This is a genomic window from Streptococcus anginosus subsp. whileyi MAS624 (genome assembly GCF_000478925.1).
In the GTDB taxonomy this organism is placed as follows: Bacteria; Bacillota; Bacilli; order Lactobacillales; family Streptococcaceae; genus Streptococcus; species Streptococcus whileyi.
The window spans coordinates 538,849-563,519 of sequence record NZ_AP013072.1; the positions used below are offsets into that span (position 1 = coordinate 538,849).

Genomic DNA, 24,671 nt, shown 5'->3' on the forward strand with positions numbered 1-24,671 from the left:
AGTAAAAATGATATGCTTTATATAAACCGGCTTACTAACAAAAAGAGATGTACTGAATAATCCTCTCAATGATTGAAATTTATATGTATAGGAGTTGAATATGAATTCAGAAATTAGAAATCATTTTGTATCGAAAAAGTTGCTTATTTCCATTTCATCTGTGCTTTTATCTGGAATCTTATTGGTGAATGCTTCGACGATTGTTAGAGCAGATGAAGCAACAATTAATCCATCTCAGAACTCTGGAGTAACTTCACAAGCAGATACTCAGATAGAGAAAATTACAGAAGAGACAAACCAACAGAGCATGGTAAATCAAGCTATTTATAATCTTTTGAAAAATGGAGATTTTAGTCAGTTAGAAGATAAGCAAGGTTATTGGACAGGGACAAAGGCTATTGGTTGGACAGCTTGGATAGATAACAATTACAAAGACAATACTCCTTCTAGAAAGATAGAAGTGATTGATCAAGCTGTTATGCTGTCTAGTTCGGAACCTTTTCGAGCAGTTGTGCATCAGGAACTAACTGTTGATGCCAGCAAAAAATACAAACTCCGTTTTAAAATCAAAGCAGAAAATAAAACTGGTGCAGCTTATGTTCGTATCATTGAAGGCGAGGGGACTCAGAAGAATCTTTGGTATTCTGAAAAAATATCAGGAACAACCGATTGGAAAGTGTTGGAAAAAGATTATGTTCCCCTTTCAGCTGCTAAAAAAATTAAAATAGAGTTGTTTTATGATAAAGGAACGGGCTCAGTTTCTTTTAAAGATGTTGAATTAGTAGAAAATGGAAATAAGGTGGAAGAAAAACCGCAGGAAACAGAAAAGGGAATAGAAGATAAGATTGATCTTCCATTAGGGAAAAAATATGTTTTAAACAAAGTGGAATATAATTATTCAATAGAAAATAGTACAATAGCCTCTGTAAAAAATGGAATTGTTGAACCACTAAAAGAAGGTCTGACGAATATTAAAGTTGAAAAAGACGGCAAAGTCGTAAAGACAATTCCTTTAACGGTAACGAGGTCTGCTAAAGATCAATATAGTCAACTGTTGGAAGATTGGAATGATATTATTGCAGGTAATCGCTATTTCAATCCAAAAGATCCATACATGTCTACTTTTAACAAAGAATTAGAGGACAAAGTAACAGAAAACTTGAAAACAATCTCATCTAAAGAAAATCGAACTTACTTATGGGAAAAATTAGCAAACTATGAAACTTCTTCTAACTTGACAGCAACTTATCGCAAGTTAGAAGAAATGGCAAAGCAGATCACGAATCCTCACTCTAGCTATTATCAAGATGCCAACGTTATCCGTACTGTTCGAGAGGCTATGGAATGGCTTCATAAAAATGTATACAATAGCTCTAAAAATATCGTTGGAAATTGGTGGGACTACGAGATTGGTACACCAAGAGCCATTAATAATACACTGTCTTTGATGCAGGAATATTTTTCAAATGATGAAATAAAAACGTATACTGATGTTATTGAAAAATTCGTACCAGATCCAGAATATTTCCGGAAAACAACTACGCCATTTAAAGCTTTAGGTGGTAACTTAGTAGATATGGGACGTGTAAAAATCATTGCGGGCCTGTTGCGCAAAGATAAGCAAGAAGTTGCTGCTACGATTCGTTCCATTGAGCAAGTTTTCGCTTTGGTAAATAGTGGTGAGGGCTTCTATCCAGACGGTTCTTATATCGATCATACCAATGTTGCTTATACAGGAGCTTATGGCAATGTTTTAATTGATGGGCTTTCTCAATTGTTGCCGATTATTCAAAAAACTTCAACTCCTATAGCAACAGAAAAAATGAAGACCATGTATCATTGGATTGACAAATCATTCTTGCCTTTGATTGTTCATGGAGAGCTAATGGATTTGAGTCGCGGACGTTCTATTAGTCGTGCTAATAGTGAAGACCATGTGGCAGCAGTTGAAGTACTTCGAGGCATTCATCGAATTGCAGAAATGTCAGATGAAGCAACAAAACAAAATTTGAAATCAATTATTAAGACGATTATCCAATCCGATACGTTCTATAATGTATTTAACAATTTGAAAACATATCGTGATATTAGCCTGATGGAAAATCTGTTAAATGATGCCTCTGTAGCAACAATCTCAAGAGAGAGTTACTTATCAGCTTTTAATGCAATGGATAAATTAGCTTTGTATCATGCTGAAAAAGATTTTGGCTTCGGCTTGTCTATGTTCTCCAGCCGAACCAAAAATTATGAAGGAATGAACAAGGAAAACAGAAAAGGTTGGTATACAGGAGATGGCATGTTCTATCTTTATAATGGAGATTCGAGCCATTATAGTAATCATTATTGGGCGACTGTTAATCCGTATAAATTGCCAGGAACGACCGAAACGTCTGCTCCTAGAGAAGATGATTCTGGTCAAGGCGTGCTGCCATCTGGTTTTGTAGGGACAAACAAGCTAGATGAAAAAAATGCGACAGCAGCTATGGATTTTACAAATTGGAACAAAACATTGACAGCACATAAGAGTTGGTTTATGTTAAATGGTAACATAGCTTTTCTTGGAAGTGCCATTCAAAACCGTTCAAATGATACAGTCTCAACCACCATTGAGCAAAGAAAAGAAAACCCAGAAAGTCCTTACAAAGTATATGTTAATGATAAAGAAGAAGGTTTAGCGGACAAAGAAAATCCGTATAATGCGACGAAGAGTGTCTTTCTAGAGTCAAACGACAAAAATAAAAATATCGGTTATTTCTTCTTTAAAAAGACAGACATTACAATGATGAAGAGGATTCAAGAAGGGACTTGGAAAGATATCAATGCTTCTCAATCCGATGCGAAAGTGCAGAATACCTTTATTACCATTAGTCAGACTCATAAGGGAGATGGTGATAGCTATAGTTATATGATGATTCCCAATGTAGATCGTACCACCTTTAATCAAATGGTGAAAGATTTGGAAGGCGCTCTCCTTAAAAATAATGATAAATTGCAAGCTGTTTATGATGCTCAACAACAAGTTTGGGGCATTGTGAAATATGATGATTCTGTTTCGACTATTTCAGACCGATTCCAAGTAAGGAAACGAGGGTTGTACACTATTAGAAAAGAAGACAATGAATACAAAGTTTCGTACTATAATCCAGAAACAAAAAGCTCTGCTAGTAAAGACGAGGTCTTTAAAGAATTAGCAATAGCAAAACCAACTGATGAAAATTCATCAAAAAATAAGGGAAAGAAAATGAAAGAAAGTGAGACTGAGACAGCACTTCCTAAAGGAAAAAAGAAAACTCTTCCTCAAACGGGAGAAGGAGCCACTGTTTTACCCCTTTTGGGCATATTATTGGTGGGAAGTGGTTACGTTGTTCTTCGGCTGAAATAAATCTCCAAAAGCTGAAAATCAATTGATTTGATTTTCGGCTTTTTGTTTTTACTTCATTCATAGTCATGATAATAAAAAATAGAATTTTTGCATAGAATTATATGTTCAATACTCGTTTTAAATTTAGGGAACTATATAGCACTTTATCCTAATCACAACATATAGTATCTTAAAATAAGATTTTTGTAAATTTGACAATCATACTTTGTGGTTGTGTGAACAGGTATATCATTTCCTAAATTTATTTATTATATGGTATAATAAATAAGGATGATCTCTAAAAAATGATAAATATAATCTATTGACAGGAGGATAAAATGTTTAAAATAAAAAGAAGAACAAATAAGATTATCAGAGGTGCACTATTTCTGCTAGCTCTCCTTTTTAGTTTTCACATAACGGTAAAGCAAGTAATTCATGCTAAGACGATTCCAAATGTCATCACTTCAATGAAGGTGACGGATAGTGACGGAAATCCTCTCCAAGGTGACCTTAAAAAATGGCAGGATTTCAAGGTTAGTGCAACCTTCTCGTTGCCAAATAATACGGTAGAAGCAGGTGATACGACCACAATTGATTTTCCCAAACAGCTTGTTTATAACTCGCCTAATAAAAGTTTCAATATTGTAAGCAGTCAGGGAGATATTGTTGCAGTAGCAAATATTGATGCAACAAATAAAAAAATTGTTCTTACTTATACGGATTATGTTGAAAAACATTCGGATATTAAAGGGACATTTGATTTTCATGTTCGTTTTGATCATCGCGAGCATAAAGTCAACGGAAAAGTTGATTTAGAATTTAAAATTGATGGTAAGATAACGAATGCAGGGAAACCTGGTTTTGTTGGTGCAGGTGAAGCAGAAAAATTTGCAATTGTAAAGGGCGGATGGCCTTTGACCAATGATCCAGAGAGATTGGGCTATGATGTAGCGATAAACCGAACACAAGAAACCTTTAAAAATGCTGTTATTGAAGATGAGTTTGTGGGGAATGGTGTTATTGAAGCCGATTCTGTCAAGATTATCAAGGGAGTATGGCTTTATAATTCGACAACTTCCGAATGGGAATTGCAGCAAGCAGAAGATGTGACAGCTAAATTGAAGGCTAATATTATAGTAAATAAGCGAAAAGCTACTGTCAAAATTGGTGACATTGCTTCAAATGAGGGCTACTATATCAATTATAAAGTTAAATTGAATGGTGAGCCGAAGATTGGAGATGCTTTTATAAATAAGGTCAAATTAACAGCTGACAATACTGTAGATAGAACTACAGAAGTTGAGACACGATATGTAAAAGCCAATGGGAAGGCTGATGGACAAAACTTCACGATTAAGGTTAAAAAAGTTGATGCTAACGGTCAGCCTCTTTCAAATGCTGAGTTTCAAGTGATTCGCAATCGTACGAAAGAAGTGGTTGGGACTATTACAACGGATGCCAATGGTATGGGAGAATTGTCACATCTTTTGAAAGATGAATACACCTTGAAAGAGAGCAAGACACCAGATGGTTATGAAAAAAGGGATGAAAAGTTCAAGATTTCCCCTTCTGATTTTGGAACAGAACAAACTGTTTTGAGAACGATTGTCAATCAAAAAGTAGTGAACAAGAAGATAAAAATCAGCAAGCTAAATCCAAATGGTAAAATGATTTCAGGTGCCAAACTTCATGTTTACAAAGGAGAAGGAACACAGGGAGAGGTCGTTGCTTCTTGGACATCAGAGTTAGGAAAAACACATGAATTAAGTTTAGATCCTGGAATTTATACTTTTCATGAGGAAACGGCTCCTAATGGCTACAAAGCTGTCAGTGACATTGTTTTTGAGGTAACAACAGCTGGACAAGTGAATATCCTTAAAGCTAAGAATAATACGGCAACTGTCAAAAATGATAGATTAAATATTACAGATCAGTTTGATGAGGCAAGAATAAATATCTCGGTTGTGAAACATTGGGATGACAAAGATAATCAAGCTGGAAAACGTCCAAATCATATTACAGTGAATTTGCTGGCTGACAGGAAAAAGATAGAATCTCAAACGATTAAACCAAATGAAAACGGTAAATGGCATGCAGAATTTACCAATAAACCAAAATATAAAAATGGAAAAGAAATTCATTATACCATCACTGAAGAGGTTGTTGCTTCTTATCGCTCAGAGATTAGTGGTGATGCAGCATCAGGTTTTGTATTGAAGAATTTATATGATCCATCTCAACCGCCAGCACCAAAACAAAAGATTTTACCAAGGACAGGAACGACAGTTATGGGTGCCTTGATTGTTGTAGGGTTGGTAGTTCTTAACGGGAGTATCTACTTAGCAAAACGAAAAAATAGGTAGGGTTATCTGGTTTGACAAATCGTCCTCTATAGGTATTTTGATAGTGTAAGATAGTTAAAACAGGCTAGGATTTTCCTAGCCTGTTTAGCTTGTATTTTTCAATAATAGATTTCTTGTTTTTCTTTTTTTTAATAGAAAAGGACTAGATTTTTACTTCAGTGCGGTATATTGTTTAGCAATTGTTGTAATCGCTTCGTAATTACCTTGGCTGGCAAGTTTGTTAAATTCTCCACCAATACCAATGGCGTCCGCACCAGCAGAAAACCAATCTGAAACATTATCCAAATTGACGCCACCTGTCACCATGATAGCTACTTGAGGAATCGGTGCTTTAACGGAAGAGATATATTTTGGACTTAGAGCACTTCCTGGAAAGAGTTTGATGATTTCACTGCCAGCTTCCAGTGCTGTGGTGATTTCTGTTAAGGTCATACAACCCGGAATATAGGGAATGCTGTAGAGATTACAGATTCTTGCAGTTTCAGAGTTGAAAGAAGGAGAAACAATATAATGAGCACCTGCTAGCATTGCATCTCTTGCGGTTACAGCATCCAGTACAGTTCCAGCTCCGATACAAACACTGGCATCATCTTGATATAGGTGGTTTAGCTCTTTTAAAATTTCGCCAGCGTATTGATTGGTATAAGCAACTTCAATAGCTTTGATACCACCTTTGATACAGGCGATAGATGCTTTGAGGCCTTCTTCTTTTGTCTTTCCACGAACAACAACGACAATTTTTTGTGTTTTTAATTCAATAATGATATCTGACTTAGTCATGCTATTCTCCTAACGAATAATATCTTTGGTGGTTGTTAGCAATTTTTCAATGGCTGTAGCAGATTTGCTCATACTGTCGCCAGCAAGAGTACACTTCATAGTCGCACTAGCAACAGCAAAGTCAAGTGTATCTTTTAAAGAAGCTTGCATGAGTAATTGATAGAGTGCGCCAGAAACAAAAGCATCTCCGCTTCCAACACGTTGATAGACAGCAGTTTTTAGCTGGACAGATTGCTCAAATGTATCACTGAGCGCATAAGCCTGATAGACATTTTTATCTTGTGCATCAGTGGAGCGGAACGTATGAAAAATGGCTTTAAAAGAATAGATTTCTTTTAAATGACGCATGCGATTTTCAATCTCCGCCAAACTTGCTGTTTCTCTTGGAAACATGTCAAGATCTGTTTCATCTGCCATAATTGGATCGATTCCAAAGCAATAGTCGGCATAGCGAGCGAATTTTGAAAATTCATATTTGGCTTCTAATACAGAAATCATTTTAGTGCGCAAGTTGAGATCCATAGAAATGGTGATGTTCCTTTGCTTTGCTTCTTTCAAAAGACATAGTAGCACTTCGCGGACTTGCTCATCAATGGCAACTGTGATGCCACTGAAATGAAAATGGCTGATTCCTTTAAACAAGCTGTCCATATCCAGCATTTCAGGACGAATCTGATTGATACTGGTATGCTTGCGGTCGTAAAAAACTTCACTTTGGCGGCAACCAAATCCATTTTCCAGATAATAAACCCCAAGTCGGTCACCAAGTCGGAAAATAGTGCTAGTGTCGATGTCATGCTGTTTCAAAAACGTTAGGAATCGATTACCAATTTCATTATCTGGCAATCCTGTAAAAAGTTTTGTGCAAATTCCTAAGGCCTGTAAATTACAGGCGATATTGACTTCCGATCCGCCAAAATAAGTTGTGCTGACCACTTGGTCACCAAGAGAAGAAACGTCTACAGGCGTAATTCGAATCAGTGGCTCACCAAATAGCAATAATGTCGTCATGTGTCAATTCCTTTCGGGTTGCAAAATGGATTTATACATCAAGAAGTCCTTTTAAGTAAGCTGCGATTTCATTATCTTGGCAGTTCGCAAAGAAGTATTCTTGGAAATGTTCTCCTGCAATTGTTTCTCTCAAGAAATCTTGGTCGATGTTTTTTAGAACGCTTAGCAGGTCGTTATGGGTAATCTTTTTAACCTCGTTTAAAATACGAGCATTTCGTTGTTCAGGAATTGCTCTTTCCTTTGGATAGCCACCACCAACTTCTTCAGCAAAAAGTCGTTCAAATATCAATTTTAGATTTAATTCTGCACCCCAGCCAAAGCCTTTTGCATAAGGGATTGAAAGAGCATTGCCACCATTTATTTGAGAGAAGAGGTAGGCGTCTGTTGGTTCGACAGCCAAGCCACAGACCACACCAGGAAAACTATTTAAAGCAACCATCGCTCCTTCACCAGTACCGCAACCGGTGATGACAAAGTCAGCAGCTTTTGTATTTAAGAGAATGGCTGCTAGTAAACCATTTTGAACATAAGTTAATTGGCTTTCGCCTTCTTTTCCATACATACCGTAGTTGTACAGTTCATATCCTTTTTTGTCAGTTGTTTCTTTTAAGGCATCATAAATAATGTGGTTTTTAGCAGCTTGACTATTTTCGTTAATTAAAACAATTTTCATTTTTAGTCCTTCTTTCTATTCTGGTTGTTTTCCGATATAAGCTAGGATACCACCGTCAACGTAGAGAATATGTCCATTGACAAAGTCGCTAGCATCACTAGCGAGAAAAACAGCTGGTCCCATGAGGTCTTCTGGATTTCCCCAGCGTGCCGCAGGTGTTTTAGAGATGATAAATTGGTCAAATGGATGGCGTGAGCCATCTTCTTGTAATTCGCGTAATGGTGCTGTTTGAGGAGTGGCGATATAGCCAGGACCAATACCATTACACTGAATATTAGCACTGCCGTATTCTGAAGCGATGTTACGCGTTAGCATTTTGAGTCCACCTTTAGCAGCGGCGTAAGCACTAACTGTTTCGCGACCGAGCTCGCTCATCATAGAGCAAATGTTGATGATTTTTCCGTGTCCTTTTTTAATCATCGAAGGAATGACGGCTTTGGAAACAATAAACGGGGCGTTTAAGTCAATATCAATCACTTTGCGAAAATCAGCCGCACTCATTTCGCACATAGGAACTCTGCGAATGATGCCGGCATTATTGACCAAAATATCAATAATGCCGACTTCTCGCTCAACTTGCTCAACCATTGCTTGGATGCCAGCTTCGTCAGTAACATCGCAAACATAACCATGTGCTGAGATTCCTGCTTCATGATAAGCAGTTAAACCTCGGTCAACTAATTCTTGGTTGATGTCATTAAAAACAATAGTGGCTCCTGCTTCAGCGTAGGCTTTGGCAATGGCAAAGCCTATTCCGTAGGAAGCTCCAGTGATAAGGGCGATTTTTCCCTTTAGAGAAAATTGTTCTATGGAGAAAATTTTTTCTGTCATATTTTATTTCCTTTCAGTTTAATAAGATTTCATTCTAACAAGATTATATTCTAGTAAACCGGTTTTGTCAACGATAAAAAATGTTTTTTTGATATTTAGTAGTGGAACCTTTGTAAAAATCTGCTTTTCGGATTTTTGAAGATAATCTACTAAATGTTAAAAAGAAATATAGATTTCAAAAGAGATGTAAGCGCTAATATTTTTTTGAAAAAAGTATTGACAAGTAAAAAACAATAGGCTACAATGGAAAATGTAAGTAAACCGGTAAACTTAAAAGAGAGGAGAATGTATGAAAATCATAGTTATAGGACATGGAAATTTCGCTACAGGGATTCATAGTTCTTTGAAATTGATTGCGGGCGAGCAAGAGAAAGTAGATGCTATTGATTTTGTGGAAGGCATGTCCGCAAACGAACTAAAAGAAAAAATTCTAGCTGCTATTACAAGCGACGAAGAGGTCTTAGTCTTGTGTGATTTATTAGGTGGAACGCCGTTTAAGGTGGCATCCACGATAATGGGAAATAGACCAGATTTGAAAATGAATGTTTTGTCAGGTTTGAATTTAGCTATGTTGCTGGAAACCGTTTTTGCGAGAATGACACTTTCATTTGATGAAGTTGCTAAAAAAGCAGTTGCAGCAGCACATGGCGGTGTTGTCAATGGCAGAGAGTTGTTTTCAGATGATTCAGAAGTAATAGAAGAAGATTTTGAGTCAGGAATTTAAAAAGGTAAAAGGAATGATTAAAAAAGTTACGATTGAAGAAATTAACGCTCCTGAACGATTTGTAGAAGTTCCGCTTTTGACAAAAAATGAAGTAGAACAGGCAATTGAGAAAGTCATTCGGCAGTTAGAGATTAATCTTGATTATTTTAAGGAAGACTTCCCGACTCCCGCAACCTTTGATAATGTTTATCCAATTATGGATAATACAGAATGGACCAATGGTTTTTGGACGGGAGAACTGTGTCTGGCTTATGAATACAGTCATGATGAAAAATTTAAAGAAATAGCTCATAAAAATGTCTTGTCTTTCTTGGAACGGGTCAATAAAAGAGTAGAACTAGATCACCATGATTTAGGCTTTCTTTATACTCCATCGTGCATGAGTGAATATAAGTTGGATGGTGACCAAAATGCTAAAGAGGCTGCCTTAAAAGCAGCAGATAAGCTGATTGAACGCTATCAAGAAAAAGGAGGCTTTATTCAGGCTTGGGGTGAGTTAGGTAAGAAAGAACATTATCGTTTGATTATCGATTGTTTGCTCAATATTCAGTTGCTATTCTTTGCGTATCAAGAAACAGGTGAGCAAAAATATTATGAGATTGCAGAAAAACATTTTTATGCCTCTGTCAATAATGTCATTCGTGATGATGCCTCATCTTTTCACACATTTTACTTCGATCCTGAAACAGGTCACCCTCTAAAAGGTGTAACAAGACAAGGTTATAGCGATGATTCTTGCTGGGCAAGAGGACAATCTTGGGGTGTGTATGGTATTCCATTGACTTATCGCCATTTGAAAGATGAATCTTGTTTTGATTTATTCAAAGGTGTAACGAATTATTTCTTGAATCGCCTGCCAAAAGATCATGTTTCCTATTGGGATTTAATCTTTAGTGATGGTAGTGAACAGTCTCGTGATTCTTCTGCGACAGCTATTGCGGTCTGTGGGATTCATGAAATGCTGAAATACTTGCCGGAAGTAGATGAAGATAAAGACATTTACAAACATGCGATGCACGCTATGCTTCGCTCTCTGATAGAAGATTATGCTAGTGATCAGTACAAGCCTGGAGGAACGACGCTTCTTCATGGAGTGTACTCATGGCATTCTGGCAAAGGAGTAGATGAAGGCAATATATGGGGCGATTATTATTACTTGGAAGCTCTAATACGTTTCTATAAAGATTGGAATTTATATTGGTAGGAGGAGAGAGATGACAACACCAAATATTATTATGACCCGTGTGGATGAACGATTGATTCATGGTCAAGGACAGTTATGGGTGAAATATCTAGGCTGCAATACAGTTATCGTGGCAAATGACGAAGTGAGTACTGATAAGATTCAACAAACATTGATGAAGGCGGTTGTACCAGATTCTATTGCCATGCGCTTCTTCTCGTTGCAAAAAGTTATTGATATTATTCACAAAGCAAATCCTGCTCAAACGATATTTATTGTTTTGAAAGATATGAAAGATGCACTAACTTTGGTAAAAGGTGGCGTTCCAATTAAGGAAATCAATATTGGAAATATTCACAATGCAGAAGGAAAAGAACAGGTTACACGTTCTATTTTCCTTGGAGAAGAGGATAAGGCAGCGATTAAGGAACTGAGTCAGTCTTATCAGGTAACTTTTAATACAAAAACAACTCCAAGTGGTAATGATGGAGCTGTAGAAGTAAATATATTGGATTATATTTAAAAAAAGGAGATTCATGATGTCAATTAATTTATTTCAAGCGATTTTAATTGGTTTATGGACAGCGTTCTGTTTTAGTGGAATGCTGTTAGGGATTTATACGAACAGATGTATTATTTTGTCATTTGGCGTAGGGATTATTTTAGGAGACCTGCCAACTGCTTTAACAATGGGAGCGATTGGTGAATTGGCTTATATGGGATTTGGTGTTGGTGCTGGAGGAACGGTTCCGCCAAATCCAATCGGACCTGGTATTTTTGGAACGTTGATGGCGATTACAAGTGCAGGAAAAGTTACGCCAGAAGCAGCACTTGCTCTATCTACTCCAATTGCCGTTGCAATTCAATTTGTACAAACTTTTGCATATACGGTACGTGCAGGTGCGCCAGAAACAGCTATGAAGCATTTGAAAAATCGTGATATGAAGAAATTCAAAATTACGTTGAATGCGACGATTTGGTTGTTTGCTGTGATTGGCTTTGCTTTGGGATGCTTGGGTGCTCTGTCAATGGATACTTTGCTGAAATTAGTAGGCTACATTCCGCCAGTATTACTTTCTGGTTTAACGGTTGCTGGTAAAATGCTTCCGGCTATTGGGTTTGCAATGATCTTATCTGTCATGGCTAAGAAAGAATTGATTCCGTTTGTATTACTAGGTTATGTTTGTGCGGCTTATCTAAAAATTCCGACAATCGGTATTGCTATTGTAGGTACAATCTTTGCTTTAATCGAATTTTACAACAAACCAAAAACAGCAGATCATGTGGTAGAGGAGGGAGCACACGATGACTGGATCTAAATTAAACAAGAATGATTATCTCAAAACATCTTTGCGGGCATTCTTTTTACAAAATGGCTTTAACTACAGCAATTATCAAGGGCTAGGGTATGCAAATGTTATGTATCCTGCTTTGAAAAAACACTATGGTGATAATCAAGAAGGTCTTTACAAAGCATTAGAAGAAAATTGTGAATTTTACAATACGAATCCTCACTTTCTACCCTTTATTACGAGTTTACACTTAGTCATGTTAGAAAATGATCGTCCTACAGAAGAAACACGTAACATTAAAATGGCATTGATGGGACCTTTGGCCGGGATTGGAGATTCACTTTCACAATTCTGCTTGGCACCACTCTTCTCCACAATCGCAGCTTCTTTTGCGAAAGATGGTTTGATTATTGGTCCAATCTTGTTTTTCTTGGCTATGAATACCATTTTGACAGGGATTAAATTATCTACTGGTTTGTATGGCTATAAGTTGGGAACAACTGTCATTGACAAACTAAGTGAGCAAATGGCGACTATTTCACGGATTGCTAATATCATTGGTGTGACGGTTATTGCAGGTCTAGCAGCTACTTCTGTTAAGATGACAGTGCCTATTACATTTGCCGCTGGAAAAGTAAAAGCAGGTACAAATCAAAGTATCGTGAGCATTCAAGGTATGCTTGATAAAGTAGCACCAGCGCTTCTGCCAGCTCTCTTTACTCTTTTGGTTTACTATTTGATCAAAGAAAAGAAATGGACAACCTACAAACTAGTTATTTTGACAGTTATCATTGGTATTATTGGCAGCTGGCTTAAGATTTTAGCATAATGAATACGACTTTACTTTATGGAATATTGATTGTTTTGGCAGGAACTCCGATTATACTGTCAAGCATCAGTCATTTCCGTCAGCAAAAAATGCTTCAAGAACAGATGGAGCAACGAAAAACTTATCTAGCTTCTTTAACAGCTGGTGATGAAGTTCTATTACTGTCTGGAATTCATGGTAAAATTATTTCCATTCAAGATGAGTTGGTGACCTTGCAAATTGCTAAGAATGTAACGATTTATGTGGAAAAAGAAAGCATAATGGGAAAGACAAAGGAACAAGGACAGAAGTTTCCAACCTCTGATTAATGGTAAGGTGTAGCATTATATGGTATTTGAATTGATAATCTAGTAACACGAATGCTGCTTGCTTTATTTATGATGGATTGGAGATAAAAATCTCTAACCTCAAAGCGTACTGTATAATAAATCAACAACTAGATGACAGATTAGGTTCTCTTCCAGACTTAAAAAAGCGAATGGAGAGAACCTAATCTGCTTTGTAGGGTAGGATAAAAGGCAGATTTCTAGAGAAGCAGAACTGTATCAACCATTTTTTAGGTAAGGAAATATGAAACAAGAACGAACTATTTTTTTTGAAGATTTTGATATAGAGTATTATCGACATTATATTCTTCGCTATCAAAAGGAAGAATATAGCCGCATTCAGCACTCCCTTGAACGAATGTTTAGCCATTATTTTTTGTTTGATGGAAATTGGGATATGGAGCCGTGCCCGAGAAAACATCAGATTCAGCCGATGAATTGGGAAGTGCTATTTGAAGAAGATCCAGAGTGGACGTACATGCTCAATCGGCAGGAGTATTTACTGAACTTTGTTATTGGTTACTTGGTCGAGGGAGACATGCGATATATTCAAAAATTGAAGTTTTTCATTTTTGATTGGATAGAGCAAGTACAGGAATTTTCTCCGCAATCTTTGACGACTAGAACCTTAGATACAGGGATTCGCTGTTTTACTTGGTTGAAAATTTTGCTGTTTTTACTGGAATTGGATTTGCTGGAAGAAAAGGAGTCGCAAATCATTTACCGCTCTCTTGAAACTCAGATTCACTTTATGAGAAGGTGTTATCGTGATAAGTATACACTCAGTAATTGGGGGATTTTGCAGACCATTCCAATGATTGCCATCTATCATTTCTTTTCAGAACAGCTCGATATTGAAGAAGAATATCTGTTTGCAATAGAAGAATTACAGCAACAGGTACAAATTCAAATTTTGGAAGATGGCACCCAGTTTGAGCAGTCTATTTTGTATCATGTAGAAGTTTATAAAGCTCTGTTAGAATTGTGTATCTTGCTACCAGAGTTGAAGCACAAGTATGCGACTTTGTTAGGAAAAATGGCTACCTACATTCAGATGATGACAGGCTTGGATGGAAAGACAATTGCTTTTGGTGATAGCGACTGTACAGATACGTGGGATATTCTGAATTTATCTGCTCTCGTTTTAGAAGATGAACAATTACTCTCATTAAAAAATCCATACTTAGATCCATATAGTTTGCTGTTGGTTGGGAGAAAAGGTGCTGATCGTTTAGCAACATTAAAAGATCAAAAACAAGGAACAAGAACTGCTTTTTTCAAGGATTCTGGTCAGGTTTGTATTCAGACGCCTCGGAGCCATTTCTTTTTCAAAAATGGACCGATGGGTAGTGCCCATACTCACAGTGATCAAAATAGCTTTTGCCTACAGGATCAAGGCAAGCTAATTTTTGTGGATTCTGGTCGCTATACCTACAGAGAGACAGGAGAACGTTCTGTTCTAAAAAGTGCTTGGAGTCACACCGGATGTATCCTTGATGAGACACCGCCTGAAATAGTATCTGGTTCTTGGGATTACGAAAATTATCCACAATCTTTGTTTTGCGGATATCAAGAGAACGCAGCTATTCACTATGTAGAGGGGAGTTATCTTGCTTCAAATCCATCTTCTTACTTGCATACTCGGAAAATCATCATGTTGGAAGAAGGTGTTTGGCTTGTAATAGACGATATTAGATGTGCCGGAGATCATAAGTTACGAACTCAATTTATACTAGATAGTCAAGTTATCTACAGTCCAAGTCAAGTCAATAACCTCAAGCTTTGGAGTAAAATTCCGCTAGAGTTAGAAAAAACATTTATTTCGAAGAAATACAACGAATTAGAAGAGAGTTCTAAACTGGTTAAAATACAGGAATTTTCAGATCGAATCATTGATGCCACTCTGATTACGGATCAATCATTTGCTGTAAAATATCATACAGTTTATCATACAGATGGGCGCCGGCTTCCTAATGCACTTGCACTTGAAATAGAAAATGACTGCACAAATAAACTGATCTTAGTGTTAAATGATGATATTTACAAAGGAGAAAAATTATGTGTGGTCAATGGTATTAAAATGAGAGGAAAATGTGTTATCTATGACAAAAAAACTTGTACAAAAATCAGACTAAAAAGTTAGAAAAGTCTGATTTTATGGGATTTGAAGCCATCGTTTTGTGATAAAATATGTTATAATATGAGTGCTTAGGAGGGACCTTAAATTGGCAAAAAAATTGACCATAAAAGATATTGCAGAAATTGCTCAGACCTCAAAAACGACTGTTTCCTTTTACTTAAATGGTAAATATGAAAAAATGTCTCAGGAAACCAGAGAGAAAATCAAAAAGGTTATTGAAGAGACTAATTATAAGCCTAGCATTGTAGCGCGCAGCCTCAACTCCAAGCGAACCAAATTGATTGGCGTTTTGATTGGTGACATTACCAATAGTTTTTCAAATCAGATTGTCAAAGGAATTGAGGATATTGCACATCAAAATGGTTATCAGGTTATGATTGGAAATAGCAATTACAACCAAGAAAGTGAAGACAAATATATCGAAAGTATGCTTTTGTTAGGAGTGGATGGTTTCATTATTCAGCCGACTTCAAACTTTAGAAAATATTCTCGTATTATTGAGGAAAAAAAGAAGCGAATGGTCTTTTTTGATAGTCAATTGTATGAACATCGGACAAGTTGGGTCAAAACGAATAATTACGATGCAGTCTATGATGTGACACAGGCTTGTGTTGCAAAAGGTTATGAAAAATATATTCTCATCACGGCAGATATTAGCCGATTGAGTACACGGATTGAACGAGCTAGTGGCTTTATGGATGCTTTGGCAGATTCCAACTTAGAATATACAAGTTTGATTATTGAGGATGAGCACACTGACTTAGATAAAATGAAAGAATTTTTGCAAAAGGAAGTCAATTCAGGAGAGAAAACCTTAGTTTTTGCACCAAATTGCTGGGCTTTACCACTGGTGTTTACCGTTATGAAAGACTTGGATTTTGATATACCAAATGTGGGCTTGATTGGTTTTGATAATACAGAATGGACGAGCTTATCTTCACCAAGCATCACGACAATTGTCCAACCAGCTTTTGAAGAAGGGCAGCAAGCAACGAAAATTCTGATTGATCAGATTGAAGGTCGTCATCAGGAAGAAAAGCAGCAAGTGCTGGATTGTAGTGTTCATTGGAAAGAATCAACAATCAATTGATAACGATTAAGCAAGGCTTGAGGATTAAAAGTCGGATTTTTCTCTTTCAGTTTATGCAAATTTCCTTTACTTATGCTACAATAGGAAAAAGTATGTTGATTGGAGCAAAGAATGAAAGCGATTATTACGGTTGTTGGTAAGGATAGAACGGGGATTGTGGCAGGAGTGTCTAGCAAGATTGCAGAGCTTGGTTTGAATATTGATGATATTTCACAAACGGTTTTAGATGAATTTTTCACGATGATGGCAGTCGTTTCTAGTGATGAAAAGAAAGATTTCACTGTTTTGCGCGAGGAGTTTGAAGCCTTTGGCAAAACTCTCAATATTAAAATCAATATTCAAAGTGCAGCAATTTTTGATGCCATGTACAATATCTAACAGAGGTGAAAAAATGGATATAAAGCAAGTTACTGAAACGATTGCCATGATTGAGGAGCAAAATTTTGATATTCGGACGATTACCATGGGGATTTCACTTCTCGACTGTATTGATACGGATATTGAGCGAGCAGCAGAAAAAATCTATCAAAAGATTACAAGGAAAGCTAAAGATTTGGTGGCAGTTGGTGATGAAATAGCCGCGGAGCTGGGTATTCCCATTGTCAACAAGCGTGTCTCGGTGACTCCGATCGCCTTGATTGGTGCTGCGACAGATAGTGATGACTATGTGCCTTTGGCAAAAGCACTGGATCGAGCAGCAAAAGAAATCGGTGTCGATTTTATCGGTGGTTTTTCTGCTCTGGTGCAAAAGGGCTATCAAAAAGGGGATGAAATCCTTATCCGTTCCATTCCGCGAGCTTTAGCGGAGACTGATAAGGTTTGCTCATCTGTTAATATTGGATCCACCAAGTCAGGAATCAATATGACAGCAGTTGCAGATATGGGACGTGTCATCAAGGAAACTGCAGAACTTTCTGACATGGGGGCAGCGAAATTAGTTGTTTTTGCCAATGCGGTCGAGGATAATCCTTTTATGGCGGGTGCTTTTCATGGCGTTGGCGAAGCTGATGTCGTCATCAATGTAGGCGTTTCTGGTCCTGGTGTCGTCAAACGTGCCCTTGAAAAAGTTCGCGGCGAAAGTTTTGATGTAGTGGCGGAAACAGTCAAGAAAACAGCCTTTAAAATCACTCGGATCGGTCAGCTTGTCGGGCAGATGGCCAGTGAGCGGCTGGGAGTTAAATTCGGGATTGTTGATTTGAGTTTGGCACCAACACCAGCTGTTGGGGATTCTGTCGCTCGTGTTTTGGAAGAAATGGGATTGGAAACGGTCGGTACGCATGGAACGACGGCAGCTTTGGCTTTGCTTAATGACCAAGTAAAAAAAGGTGGCGTAATGGCTTGCAATCAAGTCGGCGGTTTGTCTGGTGCTTTCATTCCAGTTTCAGAAGACGAGGGGATGATTGCAGCAGTTCAAAATGGATCTCTCAATTTAGAAAAATTAGAAGCCATGACCGCTATCTGCTCAGTAGGCTTGGATATGATTGCGATTCCAGCAGATACACCTTCTGAAACCATTGCTGCCATGATTGCAGACGAAGCCGCTATTGGGGTTATCAATCAGAAAACGACAGCGGTGCGGATTATTCCAAAAGGCAAGGAAGGTGATATGATTGAATTTGGCGGTCTTTTAGGAACGGCTCCGGTCATGAAAGTTAATCAGGCGTCATCTGTTGATTTTATCGCGCGTGGTGGACAAATTCCAGCACCAATTCATAGTTTTAAAAATTAAAATGTGGTCTGTATGACAGGCCTTTTCTTTTGAAAAGGAGATTAAAATGGCAAAAACAAAATTATACATTATTCGTCATGGGAAAACGATGTTTAATACGATTGGTCGGGCGCAAGGTTGGAGTGATACGCCGCTTACGGCTGAAGGAGAACGCGGCATCCATGAATTAGGAATCGGTCTACGAGAATCGGGGCTTGCATTTACAAGGGCTTTTTCTAGCGATTCTGGGCGGACGATTCAGACCATGGGGATTGTCCTTGAAGAGCTCTGTTTAACAGGTAAAATTCCTTATACCTTTGACAAACGGATTCGTGAATGGTGTTTTGGCAGTTTCGACGGTGCTTATGGTGGCGATCTGTTTCATGGCGTGATTCCACGAGTGCTGGATGTAGAAGACTATAAGAAACTAACCTTGCAGGAACTGGCAGATGGTCTAGTCGAAGTGGATACAGCTGGCTGGGCAGAACCTTGGGAGCAATTGAGTGGACGTATTTTAGAAGGTTTTACAGCCATTGCAAAAGATGTAGAGGCTTCTGGCGGGGGCAATGCTCTTGTCGTCAGTCATAGTATGACAATCGGTGCCTTTGCTTGTTTGATTGATCCGTCTATCATTTTAAATCCTGGTGTGCAAAATGGCAGTGTAACGGTTGTGGAATATGAAAATGGGAAATTCACCATTGAAGTGTTAGGAGACATGGCTTATCGCCAAGTGGGTGCTAAGATACTGGAAAAACAAAACTAATCATAAAAACGGGAATGTGAGAAAAGTTATTTTTTACGAATGGTGACTTTTGTCTTACTCCCGATTTTTCTTTCATCTCTCAAACGACTTTCTGCAAAAAATGATATAATATAGTAAGAAAAACGGAGGTAAAATATGGCAAAAACAAGATTATACATTGTTCGCCATGGGAAAACCATGTTTAATACAATCGGTCGGGCGCAAGGCTGGTCTGATACGCCTTTGACTGCTGTGGGGGAACGTGGAATTCGTGAGCTAGGAATTGGACTTCGCGAGTCGGGGCTGCAATTTGCAAAAGCTTTTTCTAGCGATAGCGGGCGGACGATTCAAACCATGGGAATTATGCTAGAGGAACTCGGATTAACCGGACGTATTCCTTATCGCACAGACAAACGACTTCGCGAATGGTGTTTTGGTAGTTTCGATGGAGCTTATGATGGTGAGCTATTTATGGGAGTGATGCCCCGTGTTTTCAATGTAGAGCATGTTCATCAATTGAGTTATCCTGAGTTGGCCGAAGGTCTGGTGGAAGTGGATACTGCTGGTTGGGCTGAAAGTTGGGAAAAATTGAGCAATCGTATTTGGACAGGATTTTTAGACATTGCAAAAGAAATAGAAGCCTCTGGTGGTGGCAATGCTTTGATTGCTAGCCACGGCATGACTATTGGAACTTTTGTATATCTCATTGACCAAACAAGACCGCATGGTTTAGATAATGGTAGTGTGACGGTTGTTGAGTACGAAGAGGGTCGCTTTACAGTTGAATATGTTGGTGATATGTCTTATCGCACAGTGGGGGCAAAAGAACTAGCAGAACAGTCAGCAAAATAAAGTGTTCAAAATCAACTGATATGAACAAATCAAGGGAGTTTAGATAGAATTTGTATATGAAAAAGCAGGGAAATTTCCCTGCTTTTTCATATATTTCTCAACCAAAGCACAATTCGAAGCTAATGACCTGGGTAATAAATTGGGCTGAATCTGAATTGAAAGCGGATACTTTTTATATTATACTAAAATTGTAGGAGGTATCATCGTGTTATCAAATGAGCTCATTGAAAAATTTCAAATCTTTTCTAGCTATCCGAATGCCTCTATATTAGAATTAGCTGTTCTCCTGAAATCCAATAGAAAAATGGTGCTGACGGATATACGTAAAATCAATGATATATTGTTTAGTGTGGGGTTACCACGGATACAAATAGAAGAATCGTATATTCAAATGCCAGATATTTCTCTCAATGATCTATTTTCCCGGATGTCATTAGACTCAGGTGAATATTTGTTCTTTGAAGAGCGATTGGATATGATCATACTTTATATTCTATTGAATACTGATTTTGTCTCTAATACTCATTTGCAATGCTTACTTCAGATGAGTAAAAATTCGGTTTTATCTGATTTAAAAAAAGCGAGATTGCAGGCAAAGAAATATGGGGGACAACTTGTCTATACTCGACAAGAAGGTTACATTATACGTGCAACCGACACAAAGCGTATGCTTCTACTTGAGCAAGTGGTAGAAAATATCTTAGCCAAAGCTAGTGGCAGTTGGGTCATCAAATATGTGCTGGATGAATGCCAGCTTCAAATAAATGTTGAAGAGATTTATAACTTCTTATATGATTTGGGCTGTCAATATCATTTGGTTTTTATTTTTGAAAAAACCAAAGCAGTGAGCTACTTATTAGCAGTTTTGGCTAGCCAACAATGGGAAGAACAGACTGTCATTGGACCTCCATATTTATCGAAAATGGAACAATCTTCCATAGGGAGACTTGTGAAAGAGTTGGTGGTTTCTTATCCTTTGCTAGAGCAGAAACGTTATTTTATCATGAGTCGGTTGGCAGGATGTATTCAAGGAGATTTGATAGACAATCCAGACCCGTTAATGATTTTCATTATGGATCGGATTATCAATCAAGTAAAAGCTTATACAGGGATTGAATTTAGAGATTCCATTCAATTTAGAAAAGATTTATATGCTCATCTTTATCCGGCTTTTTATCGACTTTTGTTTGATATTCCATTGAATAATCCTTTAAAAGAGCAGATTCTAAAGGATTTCAATTCACTCTTTCATCTTGTAAGGCGAAGTTTGAGCCCTTTGGAAAAATATTTGAAAAAGACGATTAGCAATGATGAAATTGCTTATTTCACCATTCATTTTGGTGGGTATCTGGAGCAGATTGGGACATCAAATCAGAGTGCGAAGTTGACTGCTCTAACTATTTGTCCAAATGGTGTTAGTTCTTCTTTGATTCTTCAGTCGGAGTTAAAGCAGCTATTTCCTAAAATGGTATTTCGAGAGGTGCACCAGCTAAAACAGGTGAAAGAAATTGGTGTTTCTACTTACGACATGATTTTTTCAACAATTTATTTTGAAACGAATAAGCCACTTTATTTGTTAAAACCTTTGATGAATTCAATGGAGAAAATCATGTTGAAAAAACAAGTTTGTACCGACTTTAATATAGATGAAATGGGAATTTCTGTTGAAGAATTATTGCAGATTATCCATAGGCATGCAGAGATTAAGGATATGAGTAAGCTTCGCAGAGAATTATCGACTTACATCATGGGTAATCAAGAAAAACAAGAACTAGGAGGATATGGTTTGGTAGATTTACTGGAAAGAAAATTAATAAGGCAGATAGAGTGTGTGCCTGATTGGAAGAAAGCGATTCAAGTGGCATCTGCTCCATTGCTGGAACAAGGTTATATCCACCAATCTTATGTGGAAGGGATGATTGATTCGGTGGAGCAAATGGGACCATATATTGTACTGGCACCAAGGGTTGCTGTTCCACATGCATCGCCTGAATACGGAGTTGATAAATTGGGAATTAGTTTATTGCAACTCAAACAACCTGTGGATTTTGATATAACAGATGAAGGAGATGAGGAAAAGCAAGTTCAACTAATTTTTGTCTTGGCTGCAGTTGATTCGACTTCTCATTTGAAGTCGTTACAGGAGCTGGCAATGATTTTGGATGATGAAGGAGTAGTAGGGAGCTTAATTAGGGCGGAAACAATTGATGAAATACTATGCATCATCACAGAAGCAATTGAGAAAGGAGAAAGCTATGATTAAAATTGTAACAGTTTGTGGAAATGGTATCGGCAGCAGTCTTTTGCTACGTTTAAAGGTGGAAGCAATAGCTAAAGATTTGGGTATCGAAGTGGAGGTAGAGTCTTGTGACTCAAATGCTGCAGTCGGAAAAGGTGCCGATCTTTACGTAACAGTTAAAGAATTTAAAGATATTTTTCCAGTAGAAACCAAAGTCTGTATTGTCAAAAGCTACACAAATCGTAAGAAGATTGAAGCAGATTTGGTTCCAGTTTTAGAAGAAATGAATCCTTAATAAGAATGGAGGTTTTATGATGAATGGAGTACTGACTTTTTTACAAAATATTTTGAGCGAACCTGCGTTTTTGATGGGCTTGATTGCCTTCGTTGGCTTAGTCGCTTTGCGCACTTCGAGTCACAAGGTGTTGACAGGAACATTAGGACCTATTCTAGGGTATTTGATGTTAGCTGCTGGAGCGACTGTTATCCAACAAAACCTAGCTCCTTTGGCTACTTTGATTGACCAAGGCTTTGGCATTACAGGGGTTGTACCAAATAATGAAGCTGTAACTTCGGTAGCTCAGAAGATTTTAGGTGTTGAAACCATGTCTATCTTGATTGTTGGCTTGGTTTTAAATATTTTGTTTGCACGTTTCACGCGATTCAAATATATCTTTTTAACAGGACACCATAGTTTCTTTATGGCTTGTCTTTTGTCTGCAGTATTAGGAGTGATTGGCTTTAAAGGAATGGCTTTAGTTGCGGTTGGCGGCTTTATTCTTGGGGCCTGGTCTGCAATTTCGCCAGCTATCGGGCAAAAGTATACTCTGAAAGTCACCGATGGAGATGAGATTGCTATGGGACATTTTGGTAGTCTGGGTTACTATCTGTCAGCTTGGATTGGTTCTAAAGTTGGCAAAAACAGTCCCAGTACGGAAGAATTGCATATCTCTGAGAAGTGGAGTTTTTTGAGAAATACAACCATTTCGACAGGCTTGGTAATGGTCGTATTTTACCTCATTGCAGTTGTAGCCTGTCTCATCAATAATCCTAAAACTGTAACAGAATTAGCAGCAGGAAAAAATCCGTTCATCTTTGCTATTGTAGGCGGTTTGACATTCGCAGTTGGTGTCGCTATCGTTTATGCTGGTGTTCGGATGATTTTGGCAGATTTGATTCCAGCTTTCCAAGGTATCGCAATGAAATTGATTCCGAATGCTGTTCCTGCTGTGGATTGTGCTGTATTCTTTCCTTATGCTCCGACGGCTGTTATTCTCGGTTTTGCTTTTAGTTTCCTTGGAGGTTTGCTTGGTATGTTCGTGTTAGGAGCAATTGGTGGTGTTTTGATTGTTCCTGGTATGGTGACTCACTTTTTCTGTGGAGCAACTGCTGGAATATTCGGAAATGCAACAGGGGGGCGACGTGGAGCTATTTTGGGATCTTTTGTAAATGGCTTGTTTCTAGCCTTTCTTCCTGCAACGCTCTTACCCGTTTTAGGAAAATTGGGTTTTGCAAATACAACGTTTGGCGATTTTGACTTTGGCGTATTTGGAATTTTGCTGGGTAATGTTGGAAATTCCATTGGACAAATCGGTGTTTATCTGATTGTAGCGGTTTTAGTCGTTGTTTTACTGTTACCATCCATCATTACAAAGGGAAATACAGCTTTAAATAATATTTCTGAAGAATAACATAAAGGAGAAAAATATGGTTAAAACATTATCTATTAAAGTTTACTCAGATGGTGCGGTATTGGATAAGATGTTAAAGGATTTAGAGTCTGGGTTAGTATCAGGTTTTACGACCAATCCTAGTCTAATGAAAAAAGCGGGCATTACAAGTTATGTAGAATTTGCCAAAGAAGTGTTGACAAAGATTACAGAATTTCCAGTGTCATTTGAGGTGTTTTCAGACGAGATGGAAATCATGGAGAAAGAAGCGGAATTCTTAGCTTCTCTCGGTGAAAATGTCTATGTGAAAATTCCGATCATCAATTCTCGAGGTGAATCAACTCTTCCTCTCATTGATCGATTAACATCTAAAGGAATTAAAGTTAATGTGACAGCGGTGTTTACTGTAGAACAAGTCAAGGAAATTGTGCCAGTTTTAAAGGCAGGACTGCCGTCAATCGTGTCTGTCTTTGCGGGGCGGATAGCTGATACAGGTGTGGATCCGATACCGATTATGAAAGAATCTTTGACTTTATGTCATCAAAAATCTAGTGTGGAATTGCTGTGGGCGAGTCCACGAGAAGCATACAATATTTATCAAGCAGACGAGTTAGGTGTAGATATTATCACTTGTACACCAGATTTGATTCAAAAATTATCTCTCAATGGCAAAGATCTATATGAGTATTCATTGGAAACTGTTCAGATGTTTCTCCGTGATAGCACTAGCTTAGGGTTTAAGATAATAGAAGAATGATGTGCAAATACTTCATCTTAAGTCTGATTTTTAGCACTCTTGCAAAAAGAGTGCTAATTTTTTGAGTTTTTGTCTTGACTTTGGTGTGGAAGAGTGT

The 24,671-nt window shown here is 37.7% G+C and carries 22 protein-coding genes; 18 read left to right on the plus strand and 4 right to left on the minus strand.

The window, feature by feature from the left end; all coding sequences use genetic code 11:
• The first annotated feature begins 100 nt into the window (after nt 1-100).
• Both ANG_RS02780 and ANG_RS02785 read left to right on the plus strand, forming a co-directional pair.
• Nucleotides 101-3,382, plus strand: a complete 3,282-nt coding sequence (locus ANG_RS02780; RefSeq protein WP_038677202.1) for a polysaccharide lyase family 8 super-sandwich domain-containing protein — start codon at nt 101-103, stop codon at nt 3,380-3,382.
• A 317-nt stretch (nt 3,383-3,699) separates the two neighbouring features.
• Nucleotides 3,700-5,727 carry a SpaA isopeptide-forming pilin-related protein gene (locus tag ANG_RS02785; protein ID WP_025271633.1) on the plus strand — a complete coding sequence of 676 codons (2,028 nt, stop codon included), beginning with the start codon at nt 3,700-3,702 and terminating at the stop codon, nt 5,725-5,727.
• 150 nt (nt 5,728-5,877) lie between these two features.
• Here ANG_RS02785 and ANG_RS02790 read toward each other — a convergent pair whose 3' ends face one another.
• From ANG_RS02790 to ANG_RS02805, 4 genes are read right to left on the minus strand one after another with little or no spacing between them, the layout of a single operon-like run.
• Nucleotides 5,878-6,507 (minus strand): bifunctional 4-hydroxy-2-oxoglutarate aldolase/2-dehydro-3-deoxy-phosphogluconate aldolase, encoded by a 630-nt coding sequence (locus tag ANG_RS02790; protein WP_025271634.1) that lies wholly within the window; start codon nt 6,505-6,507, stop codon nt 5,878-5,880.
• Nucleotides 6,508-6,516: 9 nt separating this feature from the next.
• Nucleotides 6,517-7,518: a sugar kinase gene (locus ANG_RS02795; RefSeq protein ID WP_025271635.1), complete on the minus strand. Its 1,002-nt coding sequence runs from the start codon at nt 7,516-7,518 to the stop codon at nt 6,517-6,519.
• 31 nt (nt 7,519-7,549) lie between these two features.
• Complete coding sequence (locus tag ANG_RS02800; protein WP_025271636.1) at nt 7,550-8,191, minus strand: RpiB/LacA/LacB family sugar-phosphate isomerase; 642 nt, start codon at nt 8,189-8,191, stop codon at nt 7,550-7,552.
• A 15-nt stretch (nt 8,192-8,206) separates the two neighbouring features.
• Entirely contained in the window at nt 8,207-9,022 is an 816-nt protein-coding gene (locus tag ANG_RS02805; RefSeq protein WP_025271637.1) for a gluconate 5-dehydrogenase, read from the minus strand.
• A 289-nt stretch (nt 9,023-9,311) separates the two neighbouring features.
• Between ANG_RS02805 and ANG_RS02810 the strand changes: the two genes are divergently transcribed.
• The 16 genes from ANG_RS02810 (at nt 9,312) to ANG_RS02885 (ending at nt 24,574) form a co-directional block, all read left to right on the plus strand.
• Nucleotides 9,312-9,746: a PTS sugar transporter subunit IIA gene (locus tag ANG_RS02810; RefSeq protein ID WP_025271638.1), complete on the plus strand. Its 435-nt coding sequence runs from the start codon at nt 9,312-9,314 to the stop codon at nt 9,744-9,746.
• A 13-nt stretch (nt 9,747-9,759) separates the two neighbouring features.
• Nucleotides 9,760-10,950: a glycoside hydrolase family 88 protein gene (locus ANG_RS02815; protein WP_025271639.1), complete on the plus strand. Its 1,191-nt coding sequence runs from the start codon at nt 9,760-9,762 to the stop codon at nt 10,948-10,950.
• 10 nt (nt 10,951-10,960) lie between these two features.
• Nucleotides 10,961-11,452 carry a PTS sugar transporter subunit IIB gene (locus tag ANG_RS02820; RefSeq protein WP_025271640.1) on the plus strand — a complete coding sequence of 164 codons (492 nt, stop codon included), beginning with the start codon at nt 10,961-10,963 and terminating at the stop codon, nt 11,450-11,452.
• Nucleotides 11,453-11,468: 16 nt separating this feature from the next.
• The gene (locus tag ANG_RS02825; RefSeq protein WP_025271641.1) at nt 11,469-12,248 is read left to right on the plus strand and encodes a PTS mannose/fructose/sorbose/N-acetylgalactosamine transporter subunit IIC; all 780 of its coding nucleotides are present in this window, start codon (nt 11,469-11,471) and stop codon (nt 12,246-12,248) included.
• The gene (locus tag ANG_RS02830; protein ID WP_003035586.1) at nt 12,235-13,050 is read left to right on the plus strand and encodes a PTS system mannose/fructose/sorbose family transporter subunit IID; all 816 of its coding nucleotides are present in this window, start codon (nt 12,235-12,237) and stop codon (nt 13,048-13,050) included. Before ANG_RS02825 ends, ANG_RS02830 begins: the two co-directional genes overlap by 14 nt.
• Nucleotides 13,050-13,358 carry a preprotein translocase subunit YajC gene (locus ANG_RS02835; protein ID WP_003035584.1) on the plus strand — a complete coding sequence of 103 codons (309 nt, stop codon included), beginning with the start codon at nt 13,050-13,052 and terminating at the stop codon, nt 13,356-13,358. Before ANG_RS02830 ends, ANG_RS02835 begins: the two co-directional genes overlap by 1 nt.
• A 262-nt stretch (nt 13,359-13,620) precedes the next feature.
• Nucleotides 13,621-15,519, plus strand: a complete 1,899-nt coding sequence (locus ANG_RS02840) for a heparinase II/III domain-containing protein (RefSeq protein WP_025271642.1) — start codon at nt 13,621-13,623, stop codon at nt 15,517-15,519.
• An 82-nt stretch (nt 15,520-15,601) separates the two neighbouring features.
• Entirely contained in the window at nt 15,602-16,606 is a 1,005-nt protein-coding gene (locus ANG_RS02845; protein ID WP_003035460.1) for a LacI family DNA-binding transcriptional regulator, read from the plus strand.
• 111 nt (nt 16,607-16,717) lie between these two features.
• A complete protein-coding gene (locus tag ANG_RS02850; RefSeq protein WP_003035507.1) occupies nt 16,718-16,984 on the plus strand; it encodes an ACT domain-containing protein in 267 nt (88 codons plus the stop codon).
• Nucleotides 16,985-16,997: 13 nt separating this feature from the next.
• Nucleotides 16,998-18,335, plus strand: a complete 1,338-nt coding sequence (locus ANG_RS02855) for a PFL family protein (protein WP_025271643.1) — start codon at nt 16,998-17,000, stop codon at nt 18,333-18,335.
• A gap of 46 nt (nt 18,336-18,381) precedes the next feature.
• Nucleotides 18,382-19,077: a histidine phosphatase family protein gene (locus ANG_RS02860; RefSeq protein ID WP_003035530.1), complete on the plus strand. Its 696-nt coding sequence runs from the start codon at nt 18,382-18,384 to the stop codon at nt 19,075-19,077.
• A 135-nt stretch (nt 19,078-19,212) separates the two neighbouring features.
• On the plus strand, nt 19,213-19,908 hold the full coding sequence (locus ANG_RS02865) for a histidine phosphatase family protein (RefSeq protein ID WP_003035435.1): 696 nt from the start codon (nt 19,213-19,215) through the stop codon (nt 19,906-19,908).
• Nucleotides 19,909-20,113: 205 nt separating this feature from the next.
• On the plus strand, nt 20,114-22,171 hold the full coding sequence (locus ANG_RS02870) for a BglG family transcription antiterminator (protein WP_003035577.1): 2,058 nt from the start codon (nt 20,114-20,116) through the stop codon (nt 22,169-22,171).
• Complete coding sequence (locus ANG_RS02875; protein ID WP_003035564.1) at nt 22,164-22,442, plus strand: PTS sugar transporter subunit IIB; 279 nt, start codon at nt 22,164-22,166, stop codon at nt 22,440-22,442. The genes ANG_RS02870 and ANG_RS02875 overlap by 8 nt, the downstream gene beginning before the upstream one ends.
• 19 nt (nt 22,443-22,461) lie before the next feature.
• Nucleotides 22,462-23,838: a PTS ascorbate transporter subunit IIC gene (locus tag ANG_RS02880; RefSeq protein WP_025271644.1), complete on the plus strand. Its 1,377-nt coding sequence runs from the start codon at nt 22,462-22,464 to the stop codon at nt 23,836-23,838.
• Nucleotides 23,839-23,854: 16 nt separating this feature from the next.
• The gene (locus ANG_RS02885; protein WP_003035517.1) at nt 23,855-24,574 is read left to right on the plus strand and encodes a transaldolase; all 720 of its coding nucleotides are present in this window, start codon (nt 23,855-23,857) and stop codon (nt 24,572-24,574) included.
• Nucleotides 24,575-24,671: the final 97 nt, after the last annotated feature.